Origin of the sequence: Paenibacillus sp. lzh-N1, assembly GCF_002872435.1 — a bacterium.
Classification (GTDB): Bacteria; Bacillota; Bacilli; order Paenibacillales; family Paenibacillaceae; genus Paenibacillus; species Paenibacillus polymyxa_C.
Window position 1 is genome coordinate 1,006,820 of the sequence record NZ_CP025696.1, and the last position, 26,633, is coordinate 1,033,452.

Below are 26,633 nucleotides of genomic sequence, written 5' to 3' on the forward strand. Positions count from 1 at the left end.
CCTCGACGTTTGCTCATTTTTAAAGCAGCACCCCGGCTTAAAAATAAATGTACTACCGGGGGTGCTACTGGATATTTCCATACTATTCACTAAGGTTAACGAACAATCCACATATAGGAAGCATACGGAGTCAAAGAGACCACCTGGTTTAGCTGTGGAGCATACTGGGTATTACCGATTAAAAGCTCAGCCGCTGCTACTGCTTGATTATCTAATGATAAATAAAATGAATCCGGTATACGGAATTGTACATCCCGCCCACTAAAATTAGAGATGACGACCAAAGTCTCCTGTTCATTGCTGCGTTGATATGCGTAGACCTGAGGATGAGCTTCGTCCAAACGTTGATAATCCCCATCGGTGATGACCTGTACCGTCTTACGCAGACGAATCAGCTTACGGTAATGGCTGTAGATCGAGTTCGGGTCCTCTAACTGGGACTGAACGTTGATCTGTGGATATCGTTCATCTACCTTAATCCAAGGCGTGCCTGTAGTGAAGCCCGCATTGCGAGTGTTATCCCACTGCATCGGTGTCCTCGAATTATCACGAGACCGCTCTCGAATGATATCCAATGCTTCCTCTGCACTTTTACCTTGCTCCTGCAAAATACGATACATATTCAGCGATTCAACATCACGGAATTCTTCAATATCTGACCACTGCGGATTGGGCATTCCGATCTCTTCACCTTGAAATATATAAGGTGTTCCTTGAAGTCCATGTAGCGTGGTTGCCAGTAGCTTGGCGCTCTCCACATGGTATTCATCATCATCCAAAAAGCGAGAGATCGCTCTTGGCTGATCATGATTGTTAAAAAACAATGCACTCCAGCCGCCACCCTGTTGCATGCCAATCTGCCAATCCGAGAATAGCTTTTTCAACATTTCAAAATCATAAGGCATGAGTTCCCACTTTTGCCCATTGGGATAGTCCACCTTCAAATGATGAAAATTAAAGGTCATGGATAATTCTTTTCTGTCTGGATTGGAATAACGGATACAGTGATCCAGTGAGGTGGAGGACATCTCCCCTACAGTGACACTGTTATACAGTGAGAATACTTTCTCATGTAATTCATGAAGGTATTCATGCACATGCGGACCGTCCGTATAATACTTACGCCCGTCCCCAGGAGCCGTGCTTCCATCGTCGTCCGAGAATTGCCGATCTTTGGAGATCAAATTAATGACATCAAGTCGGAAGCCACTAACTCCCTTCTCTGCCCAAAATTCCAGCACATTAACAACTTCCTGACGAACTTTGGGATTTTCCCAGTTTAAATCCGCCTGCGTCTTATCAAACAGTGTCAAGAAATATTGGTTTGTAGCCTCGTCATACTGCCAAGCTGGTCCACCAAACTTGGAAATCCAGTTGTTCGGAGGTCCTCCATCGGGTGCTGGGTCACGCCAGATATAATAGTCCCTGTACTCACTATCCTTAGAAAGCCGCGCCTGCTGAAACCAGACATGCTCTGTGGAAGAATGGTTAACCACGATGTCGATCATCAAGTGCATCCCACGCGCCCGAATTTCCCGGCTCAATTCTTCAAAATCCTGCATTGTTCCATAGTCAGGATTAATCCGGCAATAATCGGCTACATCATATCCGTTATCACGTTGTGGCGAGACATATACAGGCTGCAACCAGATAATATCAACACCCAGTCCTTGCAGATAATTCAGCTTTTGTGTCAGTCCTCTTATATCACCGGTTCCTTTGCCCGTCGTATCGTTAAAACTTTTGGGATAAACCTGATAGACGACCGATTTGCGCCACCAGTCCTTATCTTGAGGAATTAAAGTCTTGTTCATTGCTTCCATTCATGCTCATTCCTTTCTTGCGAAATGAAGTAGCGTAAAAGAATTTAATATAACGCTTTCAACTTCTTGTATATACAAGACTAAATCATGTATATACAAGTTGTCAATATACTTTATGTATTAAGGTAATACCCGTTTTACGACCAAATGATCAGGAAACTCATCCATTCTGTCCGGATTATATTTCATGAATCTTTGAATAAGCTCTGTTCACACGAAAAAGGCTCCTGCTTATAAGTCAGGAACCTCTCTTTTAAATCGTGAATACGGTATTTATTTAAATCCATATGGATAGTGCACTATAAAGGAGCAATAAGGCCATAATGATATTGAAGGAGCGCTCATACTTATTCAAGAAGCGCTGGAACATAGCTCCGAAAATCGCCCAGCACATTACAGCTACAAAACCAATACAGGTCAGGAGCAACGAGATCGTAAACATTGTCATATACGACACATCATACGGCATTACAAACGTTGAAATGACCGTAATACCATACAAAATGATTTTTAAATTGATAAATTGCAGCAGCAGTCCTGATTTGAAGGAATATCCTTCATTGTGGTCATTATCCTCCGAAGTAGATTTGCTCTTTGCTATTTTTACTGCCAGATAAAGCATGTACAGACTACCAAGAACATTCATCCAGATTTTAACCCGAGGCAAGAAATGATATAAAGCAAGATTAAAATAGCAGGCTAACAGCATAATGGCGAAACAGCCTGCTGTTACTCCCAGTAAGAATGGAAAAGCTCTCTTCAAACCTAACCGCCTGGCACTGTCCAATGACATAATATTGTTGGGGCCTGGCGTAAAGCTAGTAACAAGCACATAAGATAAAAATGGAATAAACGGCATGCAACAATCAACTCCAGTGTGTTATAATTGAATAAAATGTGCGTTGAAACGCACATTTGTACTTCATGATTGTACATCATGTTCTTTATATAGCACAATAGGGAGCGAAAAAATGATGGAGAATATTAATTTGATTTTAAGTAAAAATCTAAAGCATCTAAGAAATGAAAGAAAATTGAGTTTAGATAAATTAGCTGACCTGACGGGGATCAGTAAAACGATGCTCGGCCAGATTGAACGCGGAGAATCTAATCCTTCGATTACAACGGTATGGAAAATTGCGAACGGTCTGAAAATATCATTCACTGCCCTGATTAGCGAGCCGCCTGCCGATGCCATAGTCGTTCCTAAAAGCAAAGTACAAGTGCTTGAAGAAAGCAATCACTATCGTTTGTATCCGTTTTTCCCCTATGAAGGAAACAGAAATTTTGAGGTCTACACCGTAGAGATTGAAACAGGCGGGGAACTGAGTTCCGCCCCTCACCGTGAGGGTACTGAAGAATTTATTACCGTATTTGAGGGTGAAATGGTGGTAAAAGTCAGCGAAGAAACGTACACGGTGAAAGCCGGAGATTCGATACGCTTTAAAGCAGACCGTCCGCACATATACTATAATTTAGGAGAAACGCTGGTAAGGATGAATATGATCATTTATTACTCTGTATAATAGTTCAATTCTTGAAGAGCATATATGTAAAAGTCCTTAAATATAAAAGATCCTATTAAAATAAGAGGCTCTTTTAATAGGATCTTTGGTACAAATCATAAATGATTAACCTGTTTGTTGTTTAGGAGATTTCAACTTGCTTGATTATTCGTGCCGGATTCCCAGCTACAATCATATGATCTGGAACATCTTTGGTTACGACTGCTCCTGATGCCACTACGACGTTATTACCTATCGTAACACCGGGATTAATAACCGCCCTGCCGCCAATCCATACATTATTGCCAATCGTTACAGGCTTTCCATACTCTGGACCAGCAATTCGTTCAAATGGATCAATGGGGTGAGTCGCTGTGTAAATATGGACTCCCGGAGCCAGAAAACAATTATCCCCAATACGTACCTCGCATACATCCAAAATGGTACAGTCAAAGTTGGCATAGAAATTTTCCCCAACATGGATGTTGTATCCGTAGTCACAGCGTATGTTGGGTTCCATGCTTATATTTTCACCTGTGGAACCGAAAAGCTCCTTAAGTAACTTTTTACGGTACTCACTATCCGCCTCAGTCGTCTGATTAAAGAGACGTACACATCTTCTCGCATACTCTCTTTCACTCGTTAATTGAGGATCAGCTGCTACATACAGTTCCCCATCCAGCATCTTTTGTTTTTCCGTTTTCATAGACATGCGACAATCCCCTTTATATTTTAATCTCATTCTTTTCTTTCGTCCCCACGGGCCGGGCAGCACCCGATATCAAACCAGCAACAATAACGCCAATGAGCACTACAATTAAAGCATGCAGGAGACCCACATGTTCACCTAAAAGCCCTAATCCCGGAGGTCCCACTAAAAAGGCAATATAACCTATTGTGGCTACGGCTCCTACCCGGACAGCCGCACCACGAGGATCATCTCCGGCAGCAGACAAACCTACAGGAAAACCAAGTGAAGCTCCAAGCCCCCATAGCAAGATACCCAATCCAGCTAAGAGATAATGCTGTCCCCAGATCACTAGAATAATACCCACAGCAGCCAGTCATTCGCAGCCCCTTCTGCAAACGCCATCCCGAGCACGATGATCCCAATCAGTAGGATTCGCCTTTCTTTCCAGACAGCAAGCTGAACCTTCATATTAGATCCAACCTTTTGCGTAGAAACTTCCTTTTCTTTACCTGTATCATGAGGCAAATAACGATACAAGTAGAAAGTTACTGCGGCAATCATGGCAGCCATAGCTCCAAAATGAATCACAACAGGTATTCGTAACGCCGCTGCTCCAGAACCGATGATAGCTCCTAGAAGTGTCCCCATACTAAACGAACCGTGAAAGGCGGGCAAAAGCGTTTTATTCAACTGATTTTCTACCGCAGAACCTTCGACATTAAGAGCTACTTCGGCTGTACCATAGCCACCACCAAAGATGACCAAACCAACAAACACCATGCTCGTGAGCGAAAATGCAGTTCCCAACCCTACAATGACAAAACCAATCACAATCAAAAGCGCACTTCCCAGAATGACCAACCGTCCACCTATACGAGAAATAACATTGCCCGCACTAAGTAGTCCCAATAAGGAACCCGCGGCTAATCCAAAAATAATAATCCCCATTTCGGCAGTCGAGACATGCAAAATATCGCGTATGACAGGCGTGCGGGACACCCAGGATGCAAAAGCTATACCCGGTAAAGCGAATAAAACAAATAAAACATTGCGAACTATCCTAGGATTCATGGAGGGTTCTACTGTCATCGCTTAGCTCCTTAACGATACTTTTTATATATCTTTTAATAAGTAGTATTATAATAAATTATTCTACTCGTATCCAGCACTATTGTCAAAAAAACTGGGCAGTATGATAAAGCTGAGGACAGCCGCCTGCCCGTTTTCAGTGCTTCATCATTACAAGTTTTTTCTCCATCCCCAAGTCGCCCCAATCGCTTCCCGTGTGACGTGTTATGCCGACGAGTGGCTTCATATCCGCATGCGCCAAGTAAAGGCAGCGGTTAGTCTGGTAGGACCAGTTCCTACAATAATGGATCTATACATCTCTCTTCCTCCGTCAATCCTCTTCGTTTTCTCCTCAAAAGCATTATGATGATCGGTTTCGTATATGTACCTTACATGAACATTCAATAATGAAAAAAGGAATACTTCCTTGTCCGTTTACTTAGACTAGAAGCATTCCTTTTATTTTTAATGTTACGCTTGATGAAGCGCTCCAATGCTAAGGCCAAACGCAGCTTCGTGAATCACTTCTCCAGTCGTTGGATGAGCAAAAACCGTTTGCGTGATTTGCTGTTCTGTCAGCTCATTGGCAATCGCCAATGTCAGGCTACTGATTAAAGATGATGCATCTGGACCAATGATCGATCCACCCACAATTTTTTGTGTCACATTATCCTTTATCAATTTAATAAAGCCTTCCGATTCATTCATCGTTAATGCTTTCCCATTGCTGGAAAACGAAACTTTGCTTACACTGAAATCCATTCCCTCTCGCTTGCATTGATCCTCTAATATACCAACACTTGCGATTTCGGGTGAAGTAAAGATGACATTGGGAATGGTGGCATAGCACTAGGATATATTACTGTATATTTAATAAAGAAAGTACGTAAATAAAATCACGTTTCTAAGATCGGCTTGATTCCCCCGAAAAAAAGGCACACCCCTTACTGGGATGTGCCTTTTTATCTTGCTTGGCGGCGTCCTACTCTCCCAGGACCCTGCGGTCCAAGTACCATCGGCGCTGGAGGGCTTAACGGTCGTGTTCGGGATGGGTACGTGTGGAACCCCTCCGCTATCGCCACCAAACATGAATTTGCCTCGCAAATTCTAACTTCAAGGTTACACCTTGAAAACTGGATCCGAAACTTCCTTGCGCTTTATCTTTAGGATAAGCCCTCGACCGATTAGTATTGGTCAGCTCCATGCATTACTGCACTTCCACCCCCAACCTATCTACCTCGTCGTCTTCAAGGGGTCTTACATACTGGGAAATCTCATCTTGAGGGGGGCTTCACGCTTAGATGCTTTCAGCGCTTATCCCTTCCGTACATAGCTACCCAGCGGTGCTCCTGGCGGAACAACTGGTACACCAGCGGTACGTCCATCCCGGTCCTCTCGTACTAAGGACAGCTCCTCTCAAATTTCCTACGCCCACGACAGATAGGGACCGAACTGTCTCACGACGTTCTGAACCCAGCTCGCGTACCGCTTTAATGGGCGAACAGCCCAACCCTTGGGACCTACTTCAGCCCCAGGATGCGATGAGCCGACATCGAGGTGCCAAACCTCCCCGTCGATGTGGACTCTTGGGGGAGATAAGCCTGTTATCCCCAGGGTAGCTTTTATCCGTTGAGCGATGGCCCTTCCATGCGGTACCACCGGATCACTAAGCCCGACTTTCGTCCCTGCTCGACTTGTAGGTCTCGCAGTCAAGCTCCCTTCTGCCTTTGCACTCTTCGAATGATTTCCAACCATTCTGAGGGAACCTTGGGGCGCCTCCGTTACTCTTTAGGAGGCGACCGCCCCAGTCAAACTGCCCACCTGACACTGTCCTCGTACCGGATCACGGTACCAAGTTAGAACCTAGATACGATCAGGGTGGTATCCCAAGGATGCCTCCTCTCAAGCTGGCGCTCAAGATTCAACGGCTCCCACCTATCCTGTACAGATCGTACCCAAATTCAATATCAAGCTGCAGTAAAGCTCCATGGGGTCTTTCCGTCTTGTCGCGGGTAACCTGCATCTTCACAGGTATTAAAATTTCACCGGATCTCTCGTTGAGACAGCGCCCAAGTCGTTACGCCATTCGTGCGGGTCAGAATTTACCTGACAAGGAATTTCGCTACCTTAGGACCGTTATAGTTACGGCCGCCGTTTACTGGGGCTTCGGTTCATAGCTTCGCTCTTGCGAGCTTACCACTCCCCTTAACCTTCCAGCACCGGGCAGGCGTCAGCCCGTATACTTCGCCTTGCGGCTTCGCACAGACCTGTGTTTTTGCTAAACAGTCGCTTGGGCCTTTTCACTGCGGCCCCCTCGGGCTATTCACCCTACCGAGGCACCCCTTCTCCCGAAGTTACGGGGTCATTTTGCCGAGTTCCTTAACGAGAGTTCTTCCGCGCGCCTTAGAATTCTCTTCTCGCCTACCTGTGTCGGTTTGCGGTACGGGCACCTTCTCCTGGCTAGAGGCTTTTCTTGGCAGTCTGAGATCATGACCTTCGCTACTATAATTTTCGCTCCCCATCACAGCCCAGCCTTAACGATGTGCGGATTTGCCTACACATCAGCCTCACTGCTTAGACGGACATCCATCAGTCCGCGTCACTACCCTACTGCGTCACCCCATCGCTCATCACGGATTACGGTGGTACAGGAATTTCCACCTGTTGTCCTTCGACTACGCCTATCGGCCTCGCCTTAGGTCCCGACTTACCCTGAGCGGACGAACCTTCCTCAGGAACCCTTAGGCTTTCGGCGGATCTGATTCTCACAGATCTTTTCGTTACTCATACCGGCATTCTCACTTGAATGCAGTCCAGCGCTCCTTCCGGTACACCTTCAACCCGCATTCAACGCTCCCCTACCCCTGATGCAAAAGCATCAAGCCATAGCTTCGGTGGTGTGTTTAGCCCCGTTACATTTTCGGCGCAGAGTCACTCGACCAGTGAGCTATTACGCACTCTTTCAATGGTGGCTGCTTCTAAGCCAACATCCTGGTTGTCTGTGCAACTCCACATCCTTTCCCACTTAACACACACTTGGGGACCTTAGCTGATGGTCTGGGCTGTTTCCCTTTCGACAATGGATCTTAGCACTCACTGTCTGACTCCCGGAACTAAATCTATGGCATTCGGAGTTTGACTGAGCTTGGTAACCCTTGCGGGCCCCGCACCCAATCAGTGCTCTACCTCCACGATTCTTTTTTCCGAGGCTAGCCCTAAAGCTATTTCGGGGAGAACCAGCTATCTCCGGGTTCGATTGGAATTTCTCCGCTACCCCCACCTCATCCCCGCATTTTTCAACATGCGTGGGTTCGGGCCTCCAGTGCGTGTTACCGCACCTTCACCCTGGACAGGGGTAGATCACCCGGTTTCGGGTCTACGTCCACGTACTCAGTCGCCCTATTCAGACTCGCTTTCGCTGCGGCTTCAGCTCTTCACCTTAACCTTGCACGGGAACGTAACTCGCCGGTTCATTCTACAAAAGGCACGCCATCACCCCTAAATTGGGCTCTGACTTCTTGTAAGCACACGGTTTCAGGATCTATTTCACTCCCCTTCCGGGGTGCTTTTCACCTTTCCCTCACGGTACTGCTTCACTATCGGTCGCCAGGGAGTATTTAGCCTTGGCAGATGGTCCTGCCGGATTCATACGGGGTTTCACGTGCCCCGCACTACTCGGGATCCGTCTCGGAGGGAACAAGTTTTGAACTACAGGGCTTTTACCTTCTCTGGCGGGCCTTTCCAGACCTCTTCATCTAACCGGTTCCTTTGTAACTCCATATGAGACGTCCCACAACCCCAAGGAGCAAGCTCCTTGGTTTGGGCTAATCCGCGTTCGCTCGCCGCTACTGACGGAATCACTATTGTTTTCTCTTCCTCAGGGTACTTAGATGTTTCAGTTCCCCTGGTCTGCCTCTCACTCACCTATGAATTCAGTGAGTAGTGACTGTCGATGAAGACAGCCGGGTTTCCCCATTCGGACATCCCCGGATCAAAGCTTGCTTACAGCTCCCCGAGGCCTTATCGTTGTTCGCCACGTCCTTCGTCGGCTCCTGGCGCCTAGGCATCCTCCGTGTGCTCTTTGTAGCTTAACCTAGTATCTACATTGTAAATACGATTTGCTACCTTTATTTCACTTGTTTACACAAGATCAGCTTAAAGGAATATTCTAAAACGCAATTTCGTTTCGGTATCCAGTTTTCAAGGTGCAATTCGAGAGTTTGAACTCTCAAAACTGAGCAACGAGTGAGTAGTTTTTGAAGCTTATGCTTCATATTTGAATGTTTCCATCGCAGGAAACGATTCTCCATAGAAAGGAGGTGATCCAGCCGCACCTTCCGATACGGCTACCTTGTTACGACTTCACCCCAATCATCTACCCCACCTTCGGCGGCTGGCTCCTTACGGTTACCTCACCGACTTCGGGTGTTGTAAACTCTCGTGGTGTGACGGGCGGTGTGTACAAGACCCGGGAACGTATTCACCGCGGCATGCTGATCCGCGATTACTAGCAATTCCGACTTCATGTAGGCGAGTTGCAGCCTACAATCCGAACTGAGACCGGCTTTTCTAGGATTGGCTCCACCTCGCGGCTTCGCTTCCCGTTGTACCGGCCATTGTAGTACGTGTGTAGCCCAGGTCATAAGGGGCATGATGATTTGACGTCATCCCCACCTTCCTCCGGTTTGTCACCGGCAGTCTGCTTAGAGTGCCCAGCTTGACCTGCTGGCAACTAAGCATAAGGGTTGCGCTCGTTGCGGGACTTAACCCAACATCTCACGACACGAGCTGACGACAACCATGCACCACCTGTCTCCTCTGTCCCGAAGGAAAGGCCTATCTCTAGACCGGTCAGAGGGATGTCAAGACCTGGTAAGGTTCTTCGCGTTGCTTCGAATTAAACCACATACTCCACTGCTTGTGCGGGTCCCCGTCAATTCCTTTGAGTTTCAGTCTTGCGACCGTACTCCCCAGGCGGAATGCTTAATGTGTTAACTTCGGCACCAAGGGTATCGAAACCCCTAACACCTAGCATTCATCGTTTACGGCGTGGACTACCAGGGTATCTAATCCTGTTTGCTCCCCACGCTTTCGCGCCTCAGCGTCAGTTACAGCCCAGAGAGTCGCCTTCGCCACTGGTGTTCCTCCACATCTCTACGCATTTCACCGCTACACGTGGAATTCCACTCTCCTCTTCTGCACTCAAGCTCCCCAGTTTCCAGTGCGACCCGAAGTTGAGCCTCGGGATTAAACACCAGACTTAAAGAGCCGCCTGCGCGCGCTTTACGCCCAATAATTCCGGACAACGCTTGCCCCCTACGTATTACCGCGGCTGCTGGCACGTAGTTAGCCGGGGCTTTCTTCTCAGGTACCGTCACTCTTGTAGCAGTTACTCTACAAGACGTTCTTCCCTGGCAACAGAGCTTTACGATCCGAAAACCTTCATCACTCACGCGGCGTTGCTCCGTCAGGCTTTCGCCCATTGCGGAAGATTCCCTACTGCTGCCTCCCGTAGGAGTCTGGGCCGTGTCTCAGTCCCAGTGTGGCCGATCACCCTCTCAGGTCGGCTACGCATCGTCGCCTTGGTAGGCCATTACCCCACCAACTAGCTAATGCGCCGCAGGCCCATCCACAAGTGACAGATTGCTCCGTCTTTCCTCCTTCTCCCATGCAGGAAAAGGATGTATCGAGTATTAGCTACCGTTTCCGGTAGTTATCCCTGTCTTGTGGGCAGGTTGCCTACGTGTTACTCACCCGTCCGCCGCTAGGTTGTTTAGAAGCAAGCTTCTAAACAACCTCGCTCGACTTGCATGTATTAGGCACGCCGCCAGCGTTCGTCCTGAGCCAGGATCAAACTCTCCATTAAAGACCAACCGAAGTTGGTTATAGAAAGAGCGATTAGCTCATTTTGAAACTGACGAGATAAAATATCTCATTGTTGATTTTGCGAACAAAATCAGTTTACTCACTCGTTGTTCAGTTTTCAAAGATCAAATTCTTTTTCGCTGCGTTTTTCAGCAGCTATAAGATCATACCATGTTCATTTCAAAAATGCAAGGGTTATTTTCTTTTTTTTCTGAAGATCATTTCACCCTGTGGATTCTCTTTTAAAGCGGCTGTTTTGTTGTCAGCTCAAATAATATACCATTTAGCTTTGCTAATTACCACAGGTAAATTATACAATTAATTATATATAACAATAGCATTTCGGTTTATACCTATTGTGTTTTTGGGCATCAAGATAGATCGCCAGACCTGACCTAGTTTTGGTTGATGCTAAGAGCGATGAAATCGTTTAGTTTCAGGATAAGGACCGGTGCAAATTATGAAATTAGGACTTCTCTATTCGTTTTCATGCAAGCTCCTTCCCCCTGACAGTTAGATAAACACACAAAAAAACGACCATAAGGTCGTTTTTTTCTAGTCTATGCTCTCTTTGGACGCATCCATAACATAATAGGAAGTAACGCCAGCGCCAGAATTCCTCCCGCATAAGAAAGTATGGAATAGCTTGAATTTGCTACAATCATCCCAGACAGTGCTCCTCCCGACGCTCCTGCCAAAGCAATAAGTACATCCACCGCCCCCTGTACCTTAGCTTGATTAGATGTTGTCGTCGAATCTACGATCAAAGCGGTTCCGCTAATCAGTCCAAAATTCCACCCTATCCCTAAAAGAGAAAGCGCCACAATAAGCATAACCATGGAATCAGTGGGAGCCAACGCAGCTACTACGCCAGCGAGAAGTAACGTTACAGCCGAAGCCAGCGCCATCGCTATACGACCAATCTTATCGACAAGAATACCTGTAATCAGAGACGGAAGATACATAGCGCCAATATGAAAACCGATGACTAATCCTACTTCGCCAAGTCCATGTCCATGATGCTTCATATGTACGGGAGTCATCGTCATAATCGCAACCATGACAATTTGAGTTATTATCATAATTAAAGCGCCAAGAGTAATTCCTTTTTTGCCATCACGAGTAGCTTCAAGATCAGAAGACGACTGGCTTCCTTGTGCCGCCTGATTCGCAACCGCTTTGGCTACCAATAAAGGATCTGGATGAAGAAGTAGCAATAATATTATGCCTGCTAGTGTATAGGCTACAGCCGCTAAAAGAAAAGGTCCCGCTAAACTGGGAACTCCAATGGATAACGCAAACTCTCCCGTAACGTTAACTAAGTTGGGACCGGCTACCGCTCCGATCGTTGTAAAGACCATAGCCATACTCGCAGCTGTTGCTCTCTGCTTTGAATTCGCGAGATCTGTACCGGCATAACGAGCCTGCAGGTTTGTAGCCGTTCCCGATCCATAAATAAGAAGGGAGACCAAAAGCAGGGTAATACTATTCATAAGAGCTGCAACAACGACACCGATCGCCCCAACTCCCCCTGCAATAAAACCGAGTCCCAACCCCATCCGTCGGCCAAATCTTTGGGAAAACCGACCAACGAGGAGCGCTGCAACCGCTGATCCAAGTGTAAATAGTGCTGTAGGAATCCCCGTGAACTTATCCGTACCCAGCATATCTTGCGCCAATAACGCACCCACGGTTACTCCGGCAGCCAGTCCGGCGCCTCCAAAAATTTGAGAGAAAATAACGGTGATAAGCGTACGACGATACAGTTTTTTTTGCTTATCTGAAGATTCCACATAGGAATTGATAAGCGCTTGCTTCTTCTGCGAAGCATTCGTCAAATTCATTAAGGCTAACATCCTCCCCTGATTCCCTTCAAAACAGTTATCTGTTTTTCATCAAAAAGTGACAAGCATTCCAATCTTCATGAGCCTGTCACTTCGTTAAGAATAAAGTCGTTCCAATCGTGAACACTCTTATCCAAGTGTCTAGCTTCGAAACCATGAGCTTGCAACAATTCAATAGCTCTAACCGCCATTAAGCAATACGGGCCTCTGCAATAAGCCACAATCTTCGAGTCGGCTGGCAACAAGGATAACTGCTCCGCTAATTCTTCAATTGGAACGGAAACAGCTCCCGGTATATGCGCAGTTTCATATTCATCTCGTGGCCGTACATCAAGAAGTGTGACTTCCCCTTTTTCCATCCGCATTGCCAATTCTTCCATTGTGACTCCTTCAACATCTGAGAATTGACCCAAAAATTGCTCCTTAATATGCTGAACTTCAATTAACTGCTTTTCAGACAGGTCATACAGTGAATTTAAAAAGTGCAAAACAGATGAATCAGAAAGTTCATAATACACAAAGTTTCCCTGCTTTTTGGATTGAACCAACTTAGCCTGATATAGGGTTTGTAGATGCTGAGAAACATTGGCAACGGACATCGAAGTCATTTTAGATAGAACTTCAACTGATTTGGGTCCTTGTATGAGAATATCAAGAATTTCCAACCTTTTCGGGCTGGACAAGCATTTTCCAATCCGTGCGTATTCGGTGAAAAGACCATTTTTGAAATCTCGTTCGTTCACTATCAAACACCCCATTAATTAAACTATTCAATTAACTTCTTTAATGATGAAATTATAAATCTTCCTTTTTTTCATGTCAATTCTGAAATATATTCAGTTATCACGCAAAAAAAGCCAGCTGCATGAGCTGGCAAAAATCCATTTCCCCCTTTATTCCACTTTCAGACTGACTTCTCCCTGTAATTCCCCATCCGCCGAGGCTTGAAGCAACAGCTCACCAGCCACATCCCCGGATTGTACAATCACAAGACACCTTCCTCTGTGTGTTCGTCTCTCTTTCCCCTTGTAGGGTTCATCACTGGTGAGATCTCCATTGTCTATTCCAAGGATACGACCATCACCATGCAGTTCAAAGCTCAAATCAACATCCTGGTTGGGTACAACAATCCCATGTTGATCTATAACGGTTACTTCCACATGAGATATTTCATGCCCATCAGCAGGGAGCATCGCCCGATCAGCCTCCAATTTTAGAGCATAAGGAAGCCCGGCGGCGGTCAGTTCATGCTCACAAACCTGCTGATTCCCATTACGGCCTATAGCCCGAATTTTCCCTGGCATATAGGGAAGTTCCCATAGGATTAAATGATTAGGATAATCGGTCAACTTTCTCTCACCGTATGATTCCTCGTTCACGATCAATTCTACGCTCTCACAATTGGTAAAGGTAACCAACCGTATCAGTTTTCCTGCGTATTCAGGAAATGTCCAGTGATCTTCCATAGTCGGCGATTTCCAGTGCATTGTCCATGTGGGATTATATTCCGATTTCATATGATCGTTAAATACGGCTATGTGCACAACTGGCTGATCAGACCATAGACTTTGTTGGAGATAAGATACAGGTTTGCGGAATCCACATGTGTCGATCAGTCCGGAGGACCATCCTTTAGAGGGGTGGCTTGTTTCTCCCAAATAGTCTATTCCACTCCAAACAAATTGACCGATCACATAATCATGATTAGCAACATCAAACCAGGGATTCAGGGACAAATAACCTTTAACCCGGTTATCTTTACCCCGATAATATGGGAATGTCTCTGTTCCAAGGATAAGTGTATCCGGCATGGCTGCTCTATAGTGCTCATACCACTGCTCCTGATAGTTCAGCCCTAGCACATCCACTCGTTGTGCCAGCAGCTTGGTATGCTCCACCTTGGCCTCGATCGGACCATCATGCAAGCTGATTGGTGTATTATGCGGCTCAAGCGCACAGGTAACAGGCCGGGTTGGGTCTTTTTTATGGCAAAAGGCAACGAGTTGCTCCAGCATGTTTAGCATGGACGGTTGACCTTGGTTCTCCACTTCATTACCAACGCTCCACATCAAAACACTAGGATGATTCCTGTCTCTAACAAGCATGGCCTCCAGATCCTTTTCCCACCATTCATCATATAGATGCTCATAGGAAAGAGATTTCCATTTATCAAAAGCCTCATCAACCACCAAAAAACCCATCTGATCACATAAGTCTAATAGTTCGGGCGCCATAGGATTATGAGCAAAACGGATTGAGTTACAGCCCATTTCCTTCAGCTTCTCCAGCCTTCTCTTCATTGCTGTATCATGATAAGCAGCTCCCAGGCAGCCTAAATCATGGTGAATGCACACTCCCTTCAGCTTCAAGCTGCTTCCATTCAACAATAATCCTTTTTGAGAATCGAGGATCACTTTTCTTATACCAAAAGGGGTACGATAACGATCCACCTCAGTATTGTCGCAATAGATCGTCATTTGGGCTTCATAGAGCACTGGATGGTCCGGTGACCATAATTCCGGCTCTAAAACTCGTGTTTTCTGCTCAATTTCCTCTGATTCTAAGCCTGCAAGGGTTATTCGGTTTTCAATTTTCCCTTTTAGTTGGCCCTGTGAATCCAATATTTCAGTCATAATCGTACACTCTACGGCATGCGCATAATGATTACTTACCTGGATTCTGGCACTCACCTTGGCTTCATCTGGTGAAATTTCAGGTGTGGTAATATAAGTGCCCCATTCGGTTATGTGAAGATAATCCGTATAAATCAGCCAGACATTACGATAAATACCGGCCCCTGAATACCATCTGTCAGGTGGAAGAAGCGTATTGTCCACTTTGACGGCAATTACGTTCTCCTCATCCCACCGAATATATGGAGTCAAATCATACTGAAAGCTAACATATCCATAGGGCCGCTTGCCCACAAAATGCCCATTGAGCCAAACCTCACTATTACTGTGAATGCCATCGAATTGTATGTATACGCGCTGTTTTGGAGAGGAGGGCTCCACATTAAAATGCTTTCTGTACCACCCGACGGACCACCTGGGCAAATAGGCTTGATTGCCGCCATACGGCATATGTGGATCAAACGATTTTTCAATACTCCAATCATGAGGGAGATGAAGGTCCCGCCAATGCCCATCGTTATAATCTGTCTTCTCAGCACCTGTGTAGTTGCCCTCTACGAATTTCCAATCTGTTCTGAACGGCATAATCACTCTGCTTCCCATTATCTTGCCTCCATTTCATAAAGTAGATGAACGGATATAAACAACAATGTGGGATGATCATCATAGGTATGGTCTCGCTTACAATATTTCAAACACGGGGCGATCCTCGACAAAGTAGACGGGGAGCGTTGGAAATTGGAGGGAAAGTGTATCAGCAAGATACTTCATACCAGACGCTTCACTCTCAGCATGTCCCAGCATGATAAGTGCTTTATTTTGCCCTTGATAGACAGCGTCTTTCACATATTCCGGTGTTTCCCATTCGGGCCCTTCACCAGCAATGACCAGGTCTACATTTTCATGTAGAAATAATGGTATGGCTAGTTCACCACCTCCCCTATATCCGACTAAGATTCCCACTCGTTCACACGGCATGGATACCTCACCAGCTACTCGTACATAACGAATATGAAGTTTGGCTTTCATATATTCAGCGATCTCCTTAACTTCCATAGCCGGAATAGCCAAAATGGCGGAAGAGGGCTGCTGTTTCACAACGTAAGGGTGCCAATCAAGCACCTGAAGAAGTCCAACCATCACTCCATCTGGCTGATAACGGTGTATGGTGTCATGAAAACGATAAATCCCTACGCCTGAGTCGGCGACCAGGCGAGATTTGTGCAAATAGACAGGATCATGTAGTAAACATTCCTGGATACCGTGATGGCTATAATACATACCTTCATGCGTAATAATAAAATTCGCGCCAAGCGAAATAGCTTGTTCTATTACATATTGCGATGCGCAGAAAGCGGTTACAACTCCTTGAATCTCAGTATCCCTAAGCTCTGGATCAAGCAAATCTACGGTCGTATTGGGTATGTCTATTCCCTTTGTCAGATGAATCACCATCTGCCCCATAGTCATGATCATACATGTATCCCTCCCCATGAAAAATATGTATCAATTGTACCATTTTATTCTATCATGGGGCCTATTATTTCTAGCAAAACAGCCAGCTCCAAGGGAGCTAGCTGTTTTTGCGAATGCATCTATTTTTTTATTTCAGAACTCCCAAAATGGAGTCGATTCGTTCTTTTGCTCCTTGCCAAGATGCCATGACCGGGAATGCATATTGCTCTCTTGCTCTCAAATTCCATGGATGAGGAATACAAAGCACCTTCTTCCCGTCCTCCAGCGCAGGCACTAGATTATGGGGACCATCATCAATCAGGAGATCATAGTTAATCAGATTCTTTCGTTTACATGGGAAAAAGTTCTCCATCGGAATGAATGGCATATGCCTTTGAAGCCAATTCCATTTCTCCACGACGGTTTTTGGTTCTGCCGCTGTCACAATAATAACATCAAAAGCATTGCAAAGCTTCTCCATTTCTTCTACAACATACTCGTCATACAGTTCAAGTTCCTCAAACAAACCCGGTCGTCCATAAAATACATCATGTGTGCTTTTGGGATGACGTAGATGATCGGTGTTCCAATCTAACATGTCTTCATAATGAAGCGGATGAGTGGGAAATTCACTATTGTTATGGTATATAGCCCGTTTGACGAGATGACAGATCGTATCGTCCATATCGACTGCTATGATTGGTTTTCTCATCATCTGCCCCTATCTATTCTGGTAAAAGTATTACGAGAATATCATACAACAATTTAATACCGGGGTGAAGCTTGACATGGGCTATACTGTCGGTTCCTCAGATGACTCCTGATAGCTAACCAAACATATTGTTAGGTTGGTTTATATTAAACAAAGCAATCATAAAAATTAGTTAGGTTTTATTTTAATATTTTTAACTAAATTACCAACGTAAAAAATCAAGAAAACACATTATAATAGAGAGAAAATACATCATAAAACCTTTAAAAATCACACTTTAATAAGAATTCCATACAGACATACTCCAAAACAAAAATAAATTAAAAAAATCAATTGAATAACAAATTCACAAATGATAGAATAACGAAAAATAACTCCTTCAAAAATGGAAGCGCTTTACATTGTGTTTAGCTTACTGCTATTTACATACTTACATACCTACTCCACCTCTATATAGCAGGAAGTTGAATAATATATTTCATTTTAGGGAGGAATAGAAGTGAACGCATTGTTAAGAAAAGCATTATTGTCTGGACTCGCTGGTCTGCTTATCATGATTGGTTTGGGGGGATTCTTCTCCAAGGCGCAAGCTGCTTCAGGATTTTATGTAAGCGGTACCAAACTGTATGACTCTACAGGCAAACCGTTCGTTATGAGAGGCGTCAATCATGCTCACACTTGGTACAAAAACGATCTTTATACTGCTATCCCAGCAATTGCTAAAACAGGTGCTAATACAGTCCGAATTGTCCTTTCTAACGGAAACCAGTACACCAAGGATGACATTAATTCCGTGAAAAATATTATCTCTCTCGTCTCCAACCATAAAATGATTGCTGTACTTGAAGTTCATGATGCTACAGGTAAAGACGACTATGCGTCTTTAGATGCAGCAGTGAATTACTGGATTAGTATAAAAGATGCTCTGATCGGCAAGGAAGATCGGGTTATCGTGAATATTGCGAACGAATGGTATGGCTCTTGGAATGGAGGCGGTTGGGCAGATGGGTATAAGCAAGCGATTCCCAAGCTAAGAAACGCAGGTATCAAAAATACGCTCATCGTCGATTGTGCAGGCTGGGGACAATATCCTCAATCTATCAATGACTTCGGTAAATCTATATTTGCAGCTGATGCTTTGAAGAATACGGTATTCTCCATTCATATGTATGAGTTTGCTGGTAAAGATGTTCAAAAGGTTCGAACCAATATTGATAACGTTCTGAATCAGGGGCTCCCTTTGATTATTGGTGAATTTGGCGGTTACCATCAGGGAGCAGACGTCGACGAGACAGAAATCATGAGATACGGCCAATCTAAAAGCGTAGGCTGGTTAGCCTGGTCCTGGTATGGCAATAGCTCCAACCTTAATTATCTTGATCTTGTGACAGGGCCTAACGGCAATCTGACCGATTGGGGTCGCACCGTGGTAGAGGGAGCGAACGGGATCAAAGAAACATCGAAAAAAGCCGGTATCTTCTAAAAAGACAATAAGAATATAAAAAGGCTCATGGTTGAACGACCATGAGCTATCTATTTTTAATACTTTGTACTAAAGTCTTCGCTGAGCGCTTCTGATCTTGCACTCCCTGATTTACATGGTGATTTTAATTTCATACACAGGTACGATGCTGACCGTGCCAATATCCGCGATTCGTTCCTCCGCAGTCTCTTTCCAGCCAGCCATGGTCGTATTGCTGTTTAGAACCTTGCTCTTTCGAATTGGAGCAACGTATACGTACATCCCTCGCTCGATAAGCCGATGTTCATATGATTTCAAACCTATTTCCCAGGTTGTGTGGTTACAGAAATTATCGTGAATCAGTTCACCGTCAATAAATGCATAACCAATGTCTCCCGTATAATCGATACGCAACAGAGCCTCTTTGATCCCATTGAGGGCATTTATTTCGAAATCAAGAACGAATTTATCATGGTTCACCCTTTTCAGATTAAATTGTATTTCTTTCTTAGGAACCCTTAACAGATACGTTGTAAATAATTCACTTTCTGTTGTTGCAAACAACTCTCCACCAGATATAGATGTGATTGAGTCGTCAAAATCCGGGAATACACTCAGTGCTACAATCTCCTGATCTGTTGATTCCAGTCTTATCTCATCTTCGGATACAAGTAAATTGGCACTCGTCAAGATAACTCTGTCCCGACCTTGCAGGTTAACCTTCCAAAACTCCAAGCTTTGTTCATCAGTCATCGTGTAGATGGCGACTTTTAAGCCACTTTCAAATACCAGGCGGATAAGACTCTCTTCCTCTTCAGCAATCTGAATGATCGTATTCCCATCCAATTGTTCTATCGAACCTTTGTCGATTGTGGCACTGATGATATCTTTTGACTCCAATGCATACGTTCCTTTCATCTCGTCCGGTACAAAGAAAAAATAATATATTTCTCCTTCCTCTTCTATCCTTGTTATCAGCTGTGCTGTTGCATATTTGAGCTTTATTCCATCCAAATTGAGGTTAAATGGCAATATAGCGAAGCTATCACGTCCTAACGTTAGTTCACCTTGACTAGGGATTACAATCGTTTCCTCAGCCAGCTCGATGCTTACATTAAAATCGCACAGGTCATGATTTTCAACATGGTCCTGGAAATTATTTAGAAACAGGTAGCCTGACCCGGCACTGGAGCGCACCGCATATCGTAAGGTATCCACATCATAAGGGTTCATTCGGGACGTGTCCTCTGGCAGTATAGTCTTCGTCAGAGAGAATTGCTTTTGAAATGTTGAAAGAAAATAATGCTGCAGCTTTGTTCTTCGGTATGACTCCCTGATCTGACCAAATTCTCCGATCATGGCATTAAAATCATAGGATATTTTAGGTGTAGCCAGATCGTTTGTGAACGGGTTAACCTTACCTCGAGGATTGGAACCCCCATGATACATATAGTATCCGATCAGGTTACAGCCTTCTGCAACCTTCATGACTGTCATCGCTGGAACACTACGATAAGGAAATGCAAACCGGTATTTATAAAATTGAACCATGCCGCCACCCATTTCGCAGCAAGCGTACGGATAGTCTTCCGGGGCGTATAGGGGCTCAAAATTGTAGCTCTGCGGAATCTTGTTATTATGCTTGTCTCGGAAAATGTATTCCGGTGTCGCAGGATGCTCGTCCTTCCCCTCCAAACGTCCCTCTTCGTAATAGATCCACGGCCAGTAGGCATACCCGCCCCATAATGGCAGCATATCAGGAACAGGCGTTGTCGCTCCTCCCCAGCCTGTGCATGTATAGATCGGGGTATCAATCCCTGCCTCCAAGGCTATTTCTTTAAGCTTTAACATATGTGAATTACCGTCACTCCCAGAGTTTAACCACATATCATTAATTCCTACAGTCAATCCCCACTAAGCAGAGGAATGATGATGCTCGTTTTCGATTTGGGTGCCGATGATCGGCCCCCCCTCCTTATATAACAGCCCTTTAACCTGAATACCAATTTCGTTATACATTCTTCTTGTATAGAACAGATACCCCTCATCATTAGAACGAACCTCAAATGGGCGGCCGAATAGCCAATCCGGTATACCGCCGTTTCGGATTTCGCCATGATTGAAGGGGCCGATCCGGATAATAACATATAGCTGATGTTTGCCACACAACTCAATGAAACGGCGGAGGTTTTTATTCCTGCTCCAATTAAAAATACCTTCAACTTCTTCATGTAGATTCCAAAAAATATAAGTAGCAATGATATTGACGCCACCCATTTTTATTTTAATAATTTCGTCTTCCCAATAGCGTTCATCATAGCGTGTATAATGGAATTCACCACAAATCCCGAAAAAAGGCTCTCCATCCTTCTCCATAAAATAGTTGGTGAATCCGATTTGTTCTCCTTTTGGGTTGGTGCCGCCAAGTTTAAGATGTCCTTTCACAATCTGCTTGTGATCATCTTGGACTGTAATTCGATAGTTTCTCATGAAGTTCACTCCCCTCACCCATTCATATTGAATGACACCAGCTAATCTCGGAGACAACAGGTTGTCTAAGAAAGAAGCTCTAATCCGAATTTAGGATAAATTGGTTCCACTTGCGCTGCCAGGCTATATCATTCCAGAATGGATGATGCGGAGCACAGTTGGAGCAGAGGGTCATTCCCCAGAACCCCAGTGCCATTCCTTTTCGCAATACATATTCGGCTATATATTTACCAACTGGACCTTCTTCAAATTGGGCATACAGCGGCGTATAGCCTACATAACCTTCTCCTATGACAATTGGAATACCGGAATGTCGGGTCCATTCATGAATCTCTTCCAATCGGGAGTCGGCCTTCTGCAACATGGCCATTTTATGATCCCCGTACCGATCGTACAAAAATAAATCCCATTGATCAGGATCTACCCAGTCGTGCAAATAAATAAGCCTCATGCCAACGGGGTTGCCTTCCATCCGCCAATTCTGCTCTGGAGGCAGAATCCATTCTGCAAATGGAGGGGCTTCTTCCCTCAATAGGGATTTGACGAAGGGATTAGGGAACGGAGCCAGCTCATCATCAAGCCCTGCCGCTTCCATAAGCTCATTCAGCACCCCTTTAATATAAAGATGAAAATGGGCCACCTGCATATTGCGTGCCACGTAAGCTTTGGGGTAGGCTTCATTTAACGTATAGCTGGCTGTCATCATCATATCTGGATGGCATTGGCGAAGATATTCAATCGCTTCTTCTACATAAGGCTGCATTGCTTCAACAAGCGCTGGTATGTTCGTTTCCGCTATGCCCTCAGACGTTCCGACAGCGTTTAACTGCCCAAATTCCACTTCGTTATGCAACTCTGTATAGACAATCTGATCCCTATAGCCTTCTGCTGTAACAAAACGAATCAACTGATCCATTGATTTGGCAATGGCCATAAATCTTTCCTTAGGAGGGATCGCAGCTAATTCATCTCTAAGCTCAGTATGAGCCAGGAAGGTCGGACTCTGCTGATATTCCCAAGAGGATAATATAATGTAACAGTTGTGTGCCTTGGCCTGTCTAAACAGCTCGAGCAAATGAGCATGCCCATCCAGCACTGCGCCGCCCCGACAGTTATACCAGCGCGTACGCTGGCCCACTTTCCCAAGGCTCGCAAACTCCAAGGAGCCAGTACGTTTGCCATCCGCCGTAAACAACATGAAGGGCATGGCGCATATTCGGATCGTATTGTAGCCTCTTTCGACTGCTTCCTGAAAACGAGCTTCCAGATCGCTGTAGGGCTCCCCCTCCTGGGTCATGGTGTACCAAGAGAAGTCCCACATCGTAATCGTCAATTTGTGCGGTACATTTCTCATCAGACTACTCATGTGATCTCTCCTCCCAGCCCCAGTCCATAGGGTTCAATGCTCTTTAATTCACTAGCCTTCCGCAGCCCTTCTACAGCCTGTTCAATCTGTACAGTTCTCTTCACGCTCAACTCATCACTCCCTCATAGTCACTCTTATACAAAAGCTTACAAGTAAGCGATATTACAGACAATTGACAATCCACTGTTTATGATGGACTATATACGTATTTCATCATTAGAGCCGCCTACGGCTGGGAGATAAATAAATTATGAATAAGAAATCCGATGAATATGAGCGTAAAAAGGTATATGTCCTTCCACCCTATATGCTGAATAAATTAAAAACAAATCCGCTTACAAAAAATTTATATATTACGGATATAGGCTGCTTCAGCCATGCCCGCCATCATTTTCGCGAAAGAACACACGGCTGTGACTCTCATATATTCATTTACTGTGCGAGCGGAAAAGGCTGGATACGGACCAAGGATAACCTAACCATTGTCCTGAAAGAGCGGAGCTTTGCGTACATTCCCAGGGACATGCCGCATGCTTATGGGGCTGACGATGAAGATCCATGGACAATTTACTGGTTTCATCTTCAAGGGGATCAAATGGATGATTTTATGGCGTTGTTTGAGCCGTTTAAAATGTATATTTCAATGGCCGCCAGTGATGAAATCAAACTGCTGGAGCTATTTCATCAGTGTTACGACCTTTTACTGAACAAATCATACTCCATGATACATTTGGTACAAGTGTCGCAAACTATCCGTTATCTGCTAAGTTTTGTTGTATCTGTTGCATCTCGCAAGGAAGACAGTATATACCAGAGCCATGTCGATAAGGTCACACGTTATATGGGAGAACAATTGGAATCTACCGTTTCACTTGATGAGCTGAGCCGGCATGTTCAGGTATCCAAGCAGCATTTAAACTTGATATTCAAGCAATCAACCGGCTACTCTCCTGTCGATTACTATTTAAGAATGAAAATTCAGAGGGCCAGTCAGCTTTTGGATTTAACGAATGCTTCTATTAAAGAAATTAGCATACAACTTGGTTTTAGGGACCCTTATTACTTCTCCAGGCTATTCAAAAAAATAATGGGCTGCTCTCCTCTGGATTACCGACATAATTTAAAGGGCTAATTCATAGATGATCTTCCCCCTACACGGATCATTTACGGATAAAAGAGCAAGGTCTATACTTAAGTTCAAAAAAGGAAGTTTTGTATGCTCCTAACGTTGAATCGAAGACTAAATGCAGCTATGCCGCTAATTACACCCATCAGCATTCTCATCGGCGTCCTCATCGGTACGCCGTTGTCCCAATATACCGAGCTTTCTCCCTGGCTGTTTGCATTCATGACCTTCGCGGGCAGTATCGGTATGGGGTTCAAGGATTTTATCCATGTGATCAAGCATCCTGGTCCGCTGATTGCCTGTCTGTTTATTCTTCACCTAGCCATGCCGCTTCTCGCCATGATGCTTGGGCATCTGGCTTTCAATGATGATCCTTATACGATTACTGGACTGATTCTTGGCGCGGCTATCCCTACCGGCATTTCCAGCTTTGTGTGGGTCAGTATCTACAAAGGCAATACAGCGCTGACATTGGCGATCATTCTTATTGATACAATTTTGGCCCCGTTCGCCGTACCCGGCATCATGTCTCTGTTGATCGGAGCGAATGTGCAGCTTGATACCTGGGCGATGATGCAGAGCCTGTTCTGGATGATTGTCGTTCCTTCACTAGTTGGCATGGTGTTGAACGAATGGACCAAAGGGAAGATTAAGCAGGTGTGGGGACCTCGGCTGGGCCCGTTCTCCAAGCTCGCCATGGCTCTTGTCGTCATGATTAACGGATCTGTCATCGCACCTTACCTGGTCGATTTTAATCTCAAGCTTGTTGGAGTATGCCTCTCCATCATTATCCTTGCCTCTACTGGATATGCAATTGGTTATCTCATCTCAGGGCTGATGCGCTGGAATAATGCAGACCGTACGGCGCTTGTCTTTAACGGCGGCATGCGCAATATTAGCGCGGGGGCTGTGCTTGCCATTACCTACTTCCCGGCTCCGGTAGCGCTGCCCGTTGTACTCGGGATGATTTTCCAGCAGTCCACGGCATCTCTGGTCGGATTTCTGCTGAGTCGCCGCGACCGCGTCAACGCTAAGAATAAGCGCAGTACGGTCTCTGCTTCTTAAAATCGAAGCGGTTCTAATTATCAATAAAAATGCCGCCAATATGGCGGCTTCTTTATGATTACCTGTATCAATCCTCACTCATTACCTTATTTAGTTTTTCATAAACAGACAATAAGGACTCTCTTTCTTCTTCGGTTAGGTTTTCAAATAGTTTCTTCTAAGCTTTCGTCCTTCTTCCTGCGCTTTATTTAGCATTTCGTCACCAGCGTCAGTTATTTGCAGGTACACAATCCGCCGGTGCTCCCGCTATAATTCTAAGACATTTGCCAACTCACGGCTCTGCGCTGATCACTTAATTTTCTTATTAAAAATATACGGCAGCACCTCTAGCAACTGTCCGCGTGTAATGGGATCATCAAAATTCCATATACTATCCACAAAATGAGTCTTACTGCTACTTAGATCGGCTAAAGCCGCGATATGTGGACAGTGAGCAACGGTTTGCAATTCCTGGCGAGAAGCCAAGACGAAATTACGGTCTCCCGCATAGTGATTCATTTGATGCTGCTGAATTTCTATCCATGCTTGCCCTTGCTCGATTAGGTGCATCACATTGGCAGAAGGACGAAAGCCAAGAGATTCATACAAGGTGGCAGCCAATCCGCTCTGGCCCATAATATAAAGTTTTGCACCAAACTTGAGATAAACAGTAGCTGTCTCCCCAGCAACATAAGCATCTGCTAATTGCCCGCGTACCCATCTTACTTTGTTCTCATATCTGGTAATCCACTTCTCCGCCGCTTTACTACGTTCAACTAGTTTAGCAATATACCGTAACCGCTCAAATAGTCTAAACTTACTGTTCAATATAACAGTAGGAGCAATCGCATCTAGTTTCTGCAAATCTTGTTCAGGATGAACATAGCTAAGCAATAATAACTCCGGCTGCAGTTGTGCAAATAACAAGAGGAAACTCCCTAACCAGAGTATAATTTGCTTTCCACGTTGTTTCTTCACACTTGTTACCCCTTTCCTTCTCTCTATTAATTGAAAATGATTATCATTTACGGCATTATTATAGGTAGTATGAAAAGGGGAAACAATGAAAAAAACACAAAGGTTTATTTGGATAAATGTCAATGATCGTATTATTATCTCAACCCAACTACTAGCAGCCATCCCCGCCTTTGGACATAAACTCTGCAGACGAGCCAAGCGATAGTTCGTAAGTTCGTAATGATAAGGTCGCCTTGTAACCCTCCCCTCAGAACATTGAGAAGCTGTTCAACTGTTCTGCCCGTTAGTTCAATAAAAAGGTCATTCCCTCGCCTTCGCTTAGGCTACGTACTCTGAAAATCACCGACTAATTCATTGAACCTCTTAAGAATCATCTGAGTTTTTGGTGGTAGTTGCAATTGTTCCCCAAACGAAAAATCTTATTTTTAATTGAAGATAATTTCTATTCAGCAATTCCACTTCTCAAAGCATCACCATTTATTATTCATCATCATATAAAGTAGAAAAGCCTTGTTCGTACAAGCAAATAAAGAGTTATATGCATTATTACTTGAATGATGAAATCATTAGG

At 44.8% G+C, this 26,633-nt stretch carries 14 protein-coding genes, 3 rRNA genes and 3 pseudogenes; 4 read left to right on the top strand and 16 right to left on the bottom strand.

The genetic code is table 11. The features are described 5' to 3' along the window. Positions 1-95: 95 nt before the first annotated feature. Both treC and C0638_RS04540 read right to left on the bottom strand, forming a co-directional pair. Positions 96-1,823, bottom strand: a complete 1,728-nt coding sequence (gene treC / locus C0638_RS04535) for an alpha,alpha-phosphotrehalase (RefSeq protein ID WP_102163367.1) — start codon at positions 1,821-1,823, stop codon at positions 96-98. Positions 1,824-2,100: 277 nt separating this feature from the next. Continuing rightward, the gene (locus C0638_RS04540; RefSeq protein WP_013369294.1) at positions 2,101-2,682 is read right to left on the bottom strand and encodes a LysE family transporter; all 582 of its coding nucleotides are present in this window, start codon (positions 2,680-2,682) and stop codon (positions 2,101-2,103) included. A 112-nt stretch (positions 2,683-2,794) separates the two neighbouring features. Between C0638_RS04540 and C0638_RS04545 the strand changes: the two genes are divergently transcribed. Then, positions 2,795-3,349, top strand: coding sequence for a helix-turn-helix domain-containing protein (locus C0638_RS04545; protein ID WP_058712299.1), 555 nt, complete (start codon positions 2,795-2,797; stop codon positions 3,347-3,349). Between the two features lie 121 nt (positions 3,350-3,470). On the opposite strand, the gene C0638_RS04550 is transcribed toward C0638_RS04545, so the two are convergent. The 11 genes and pseudogenes from C0638_RS04550 to C0638_RS04600 all read right to left on the bottom strand — a co-directional run bounded on the left by C0638_RS04550 (position 3,471) and on the right by C0638_RS04600 (position 17,596). Continuing rightward, positions 3,471-4,040: a sugar O-acetyltransferase gene (locus C0638_RS04550; RefSeq protein ID WP_058831282.1), complete on the bottom strand. Its 570-nt coding sequence runs from the start codon at positions 4,038-4,040 to the stop codon at positions 3,471-3,473. Between the two features lie 13 nt (positions 4,041-4,053). Next, a pseudogene (locus tag C0638_RS04555) lies at positions 4,054-5,090 on the bottom strand (MFS transporter). 468 nt (positions 5,091-5,558) lie between these two features. Next, complete coding sequence (locus C0638_RS04560) at positions 5,559-5,924, bottom strand: hypothetical protein (RefSeq protein WP_324912060.1); 366 nt, start codon at positions 5,922-5,924, stop codon at positions 5,559-5,561. Between the two features lie 132 nt (positions 5,925-6,056). Beyond that, a 5S ribosomal RNA gene (rrf, locus tag C0638_RS04565) occupies positions 6,057-6,173 on the bottom strand. A 78-nt stretch (positions 6,174-6,251) separates the two neighbouring features. Further along, a 23S ribosomal RNA gene (locus C0638_RS04570) occupies positions 6,252-9,181 on the bottom strand. 218 nt (positions 9,182-9,399) lie between these two features. Beyond that, positions 9,400-10,953 (bottom strand): 16S ribosomal RNA (locus C0638_RS04575). Together the 16S, 23S and 5S rRNA genes form the textbook arrangement of a ribosomal RNA operon. Positions 10,954-11,512: 559 nt before the next feature. Further along, the gene (locus C0638_RS04580) at positions 11,513-12,796 is read right to left on the bottom strand and encodes an MFS transporter (RefSeq protein WP_040102193.1); all 1,284 of its coding nucleotides are present in this window, start codon (positions 12,794-12,796) and stop codon (positions 11,513-11,515) included. A 77-nt stretch (positions 12,797-12,873) separates the two neighbouring features. After that, entirely contained in the window at positions 12,874-13,539 is a 666-nt protein-coding gene (locus C0638_RS04585) for an ArsR/SmtB family transcription factor (RefSeq protein ID WP_058712394.1), read from the bottom strand. 150 nt (positions 13,540-13,689) lie between these two features. Then, a complete protein-coding gene (locus tag C0638_RS04590) occupies positions 13,690-16,032 on the bottom strand; it encodes a glycoside hydrolase family 2 TIM barrel-domain containing protein (protein ID WP_058712393.1) in 2,343 nt (780 codons plus the stop codon). 78 nt (positions 16,033-16,110) lie between these two features. Further along, on the bottom strand, positions 16,111-16,905 hold the full coding sequence (locus C0638_RS04595; protein WP_058712392.1) for a Nif3-like dinuclear metal center hexameric protein: 795 nt from the start codon (positions 16,903-16,905) through the stop codon (positions 16,111-16,113). A 127-nt stretch (positions 16,906-17,032) separates the two neighbouring features. Next, positions 17,033-17,596 carry a 5' nucleotidase, NT5C type gene (locus C0638_RS04600; RefSeq protein WP_014599451.1) on the bottom strand — a complete coding sequence of 188 codons (564 nt, stop codon included), beginning with the start codon at positions 17,594-17,596 and terminating at the stop codon, positions 17,033-17,035. A gap of 499 nt (positions 17,597-18,095) precedes the next feature. On the opposite strand from C0638_RS04600, the gene C0638_RS04605 reads away from it, so the two are divergent. After that, positions 18,096-19,079: a glycoside hydrolase family 5 protein gene (locus tag C0638_RS04605; protein ID WP_058712025.1), complete on the top strand. Its 984-nt coding sequence runs from the start codon at positions 18,096-18,098 to the stop codon at positions 19,077-19,079. 111 nt (positions 19,080-19,190) lie between these two features. Here the strand turns inward: C0638_RS04605 and C0638_RS04610 are convergent. Together C0638_RS04610 and C0638_RS04615 are read right to left on the bottom strand one after the other, a co-directional pair. Next, positions 19,191-21,548, bottom strand: a pseudogene (locus C0638_RS04610) (beta-galactosidase). Between the two features lie 79 nt (positions 21,549-21,627). Then, the gene (locus C0638_RS04615) at positions 21,628-22,914 is read right to left on the bottom strand and encodes a cellulase-like family protein (RefSeq protein ID WP_058712026.1); all 1,287 of its coding nucleotides are present in this window, start codon (positions 22,912-22,914) and stop codon (positions 21,628-21,630) included. Positions 22,915-23,164: 250 nt separating this feature from the next. On the opposite strand from C0638_RS04615, the gene C0638_RS04620 reads away from it, so the two are divergent. Both C0638_RS04620 and C0638_RS04625 read left to right on the top strand, forming a co-directional pair. Continuing rightward, positions 23,165-24,046, top strand: a complete 882-nt coding sequence (locus C0638_RS04620) for an AraC family transcriptional regulator (RefSeq protein WP_058712027.1) — start codon at positions 23,165-23,167, stop codon at positions 24,044-24,046. A gap of 84 nt (positions 24,047-24,130) precedes the next feature. Then, positions 24,131-25,105 (top strand): bile acid:sodium symporter family protein, encoded by a 975-nt coding sequence (locus C0638_RS04625; protein WP_058712028.1) that lies wholly within the window; start codon positions 24,131-24,133, stop codon positions 25,103-25,105. 288 nt (positions 25,106-25,393) lie between these two features. Here C0638_RS04625 and C0638_RS04630 read toward each other — a convergent pair. After that, positions 25,394-26,002, bottom strand: a pseudogene (locus tag C0638_RS04630) (ABC transporter substrate-binding protein); the annotation flags it as partial. Between the last annotated feature and the right edge of the window lie 631 nt (positions 26,003-26,633).

Excerpts from the sequence above, each read along its gene's own strand:
- treC (WP_102163367.1), bottom strand. The coding sequence starts at position 1,823 with ATGGAAGCAATGAACAAGACTTTAATTCCTCAAGATAAGGACTGGTGG.
- C0638_RS04540 (WP_013369294.1), bottom strand. The coding sequence starts at position 2,682 with ATGCCGTTTATTCCATTTTTATCTTATGTGCTTGTTACTAGCTTTACG.
- C0638_RS04545 (WP_058712299.1), top strand. The coding sequence starts at position 2,795 with ATGATGGAGAATATTAATTTGATTTTAAGTAAAAATCTAAAGCATCTA.
- C0638_RS04550 (WP_058831282.1), bottom strand. The coding sequence starts at position 4,040 with ATGTCTATGAAAACGGAAAAACAAAAGATGCTGGATGGGGAACTGTAT.
- C0638_RS04580 (WP_040102193.1), bottom strand. The coding sequence starts at position 12,796 with ATGAATTTGACGAATGCTTCGCAGAAGAAGCAAGCGCTTATCAATTCC.
- C0638_RS04590 (WP_058712393.1), bottom strand. The coding sequence starts at position 16,032 with ATGGGAAGCAGAGTGATTATGCCGTTCAGAACAGATTGGAAATTCGTA.
- C0638_RS04595 (WP_058712392.1), bottom strand. The coding sequence starts at position 16,905 with ATGATCATGACTATGGGGCAGATGGTGATTCATCTGACAAAGGGAATA.
- C0638_RS04600 (WP_014599451.1), bottom strand. The coding sequence starts at position 17,596 with ATGAGAAAACCAATCATAGCAGTCGATATGGACGATACGATCTGTCAT.
- C0638_RS04615 (WP_058712026.1), bottom strand. The coding sequence starts at position 22,914 with ATGAGTAGTCTGATGAGAAATGTACCGCACAAATTGACGATTACGATG.
- C0638_RS04620 (WP_058712027.1), top strand. The coding sequence starts at position 23,165 with ATGAATAAGAAATCCGATGAATATGAGCGTAAAAAGGTATATGTCCTT.
- C0638_RS04625 (WP_058712028.1), top strand. The coding sequence starts at position 24,131 with ATGCTCCTAACGTTGAATCGAAGACTAAATGCAGCTATGCCGCTAATT.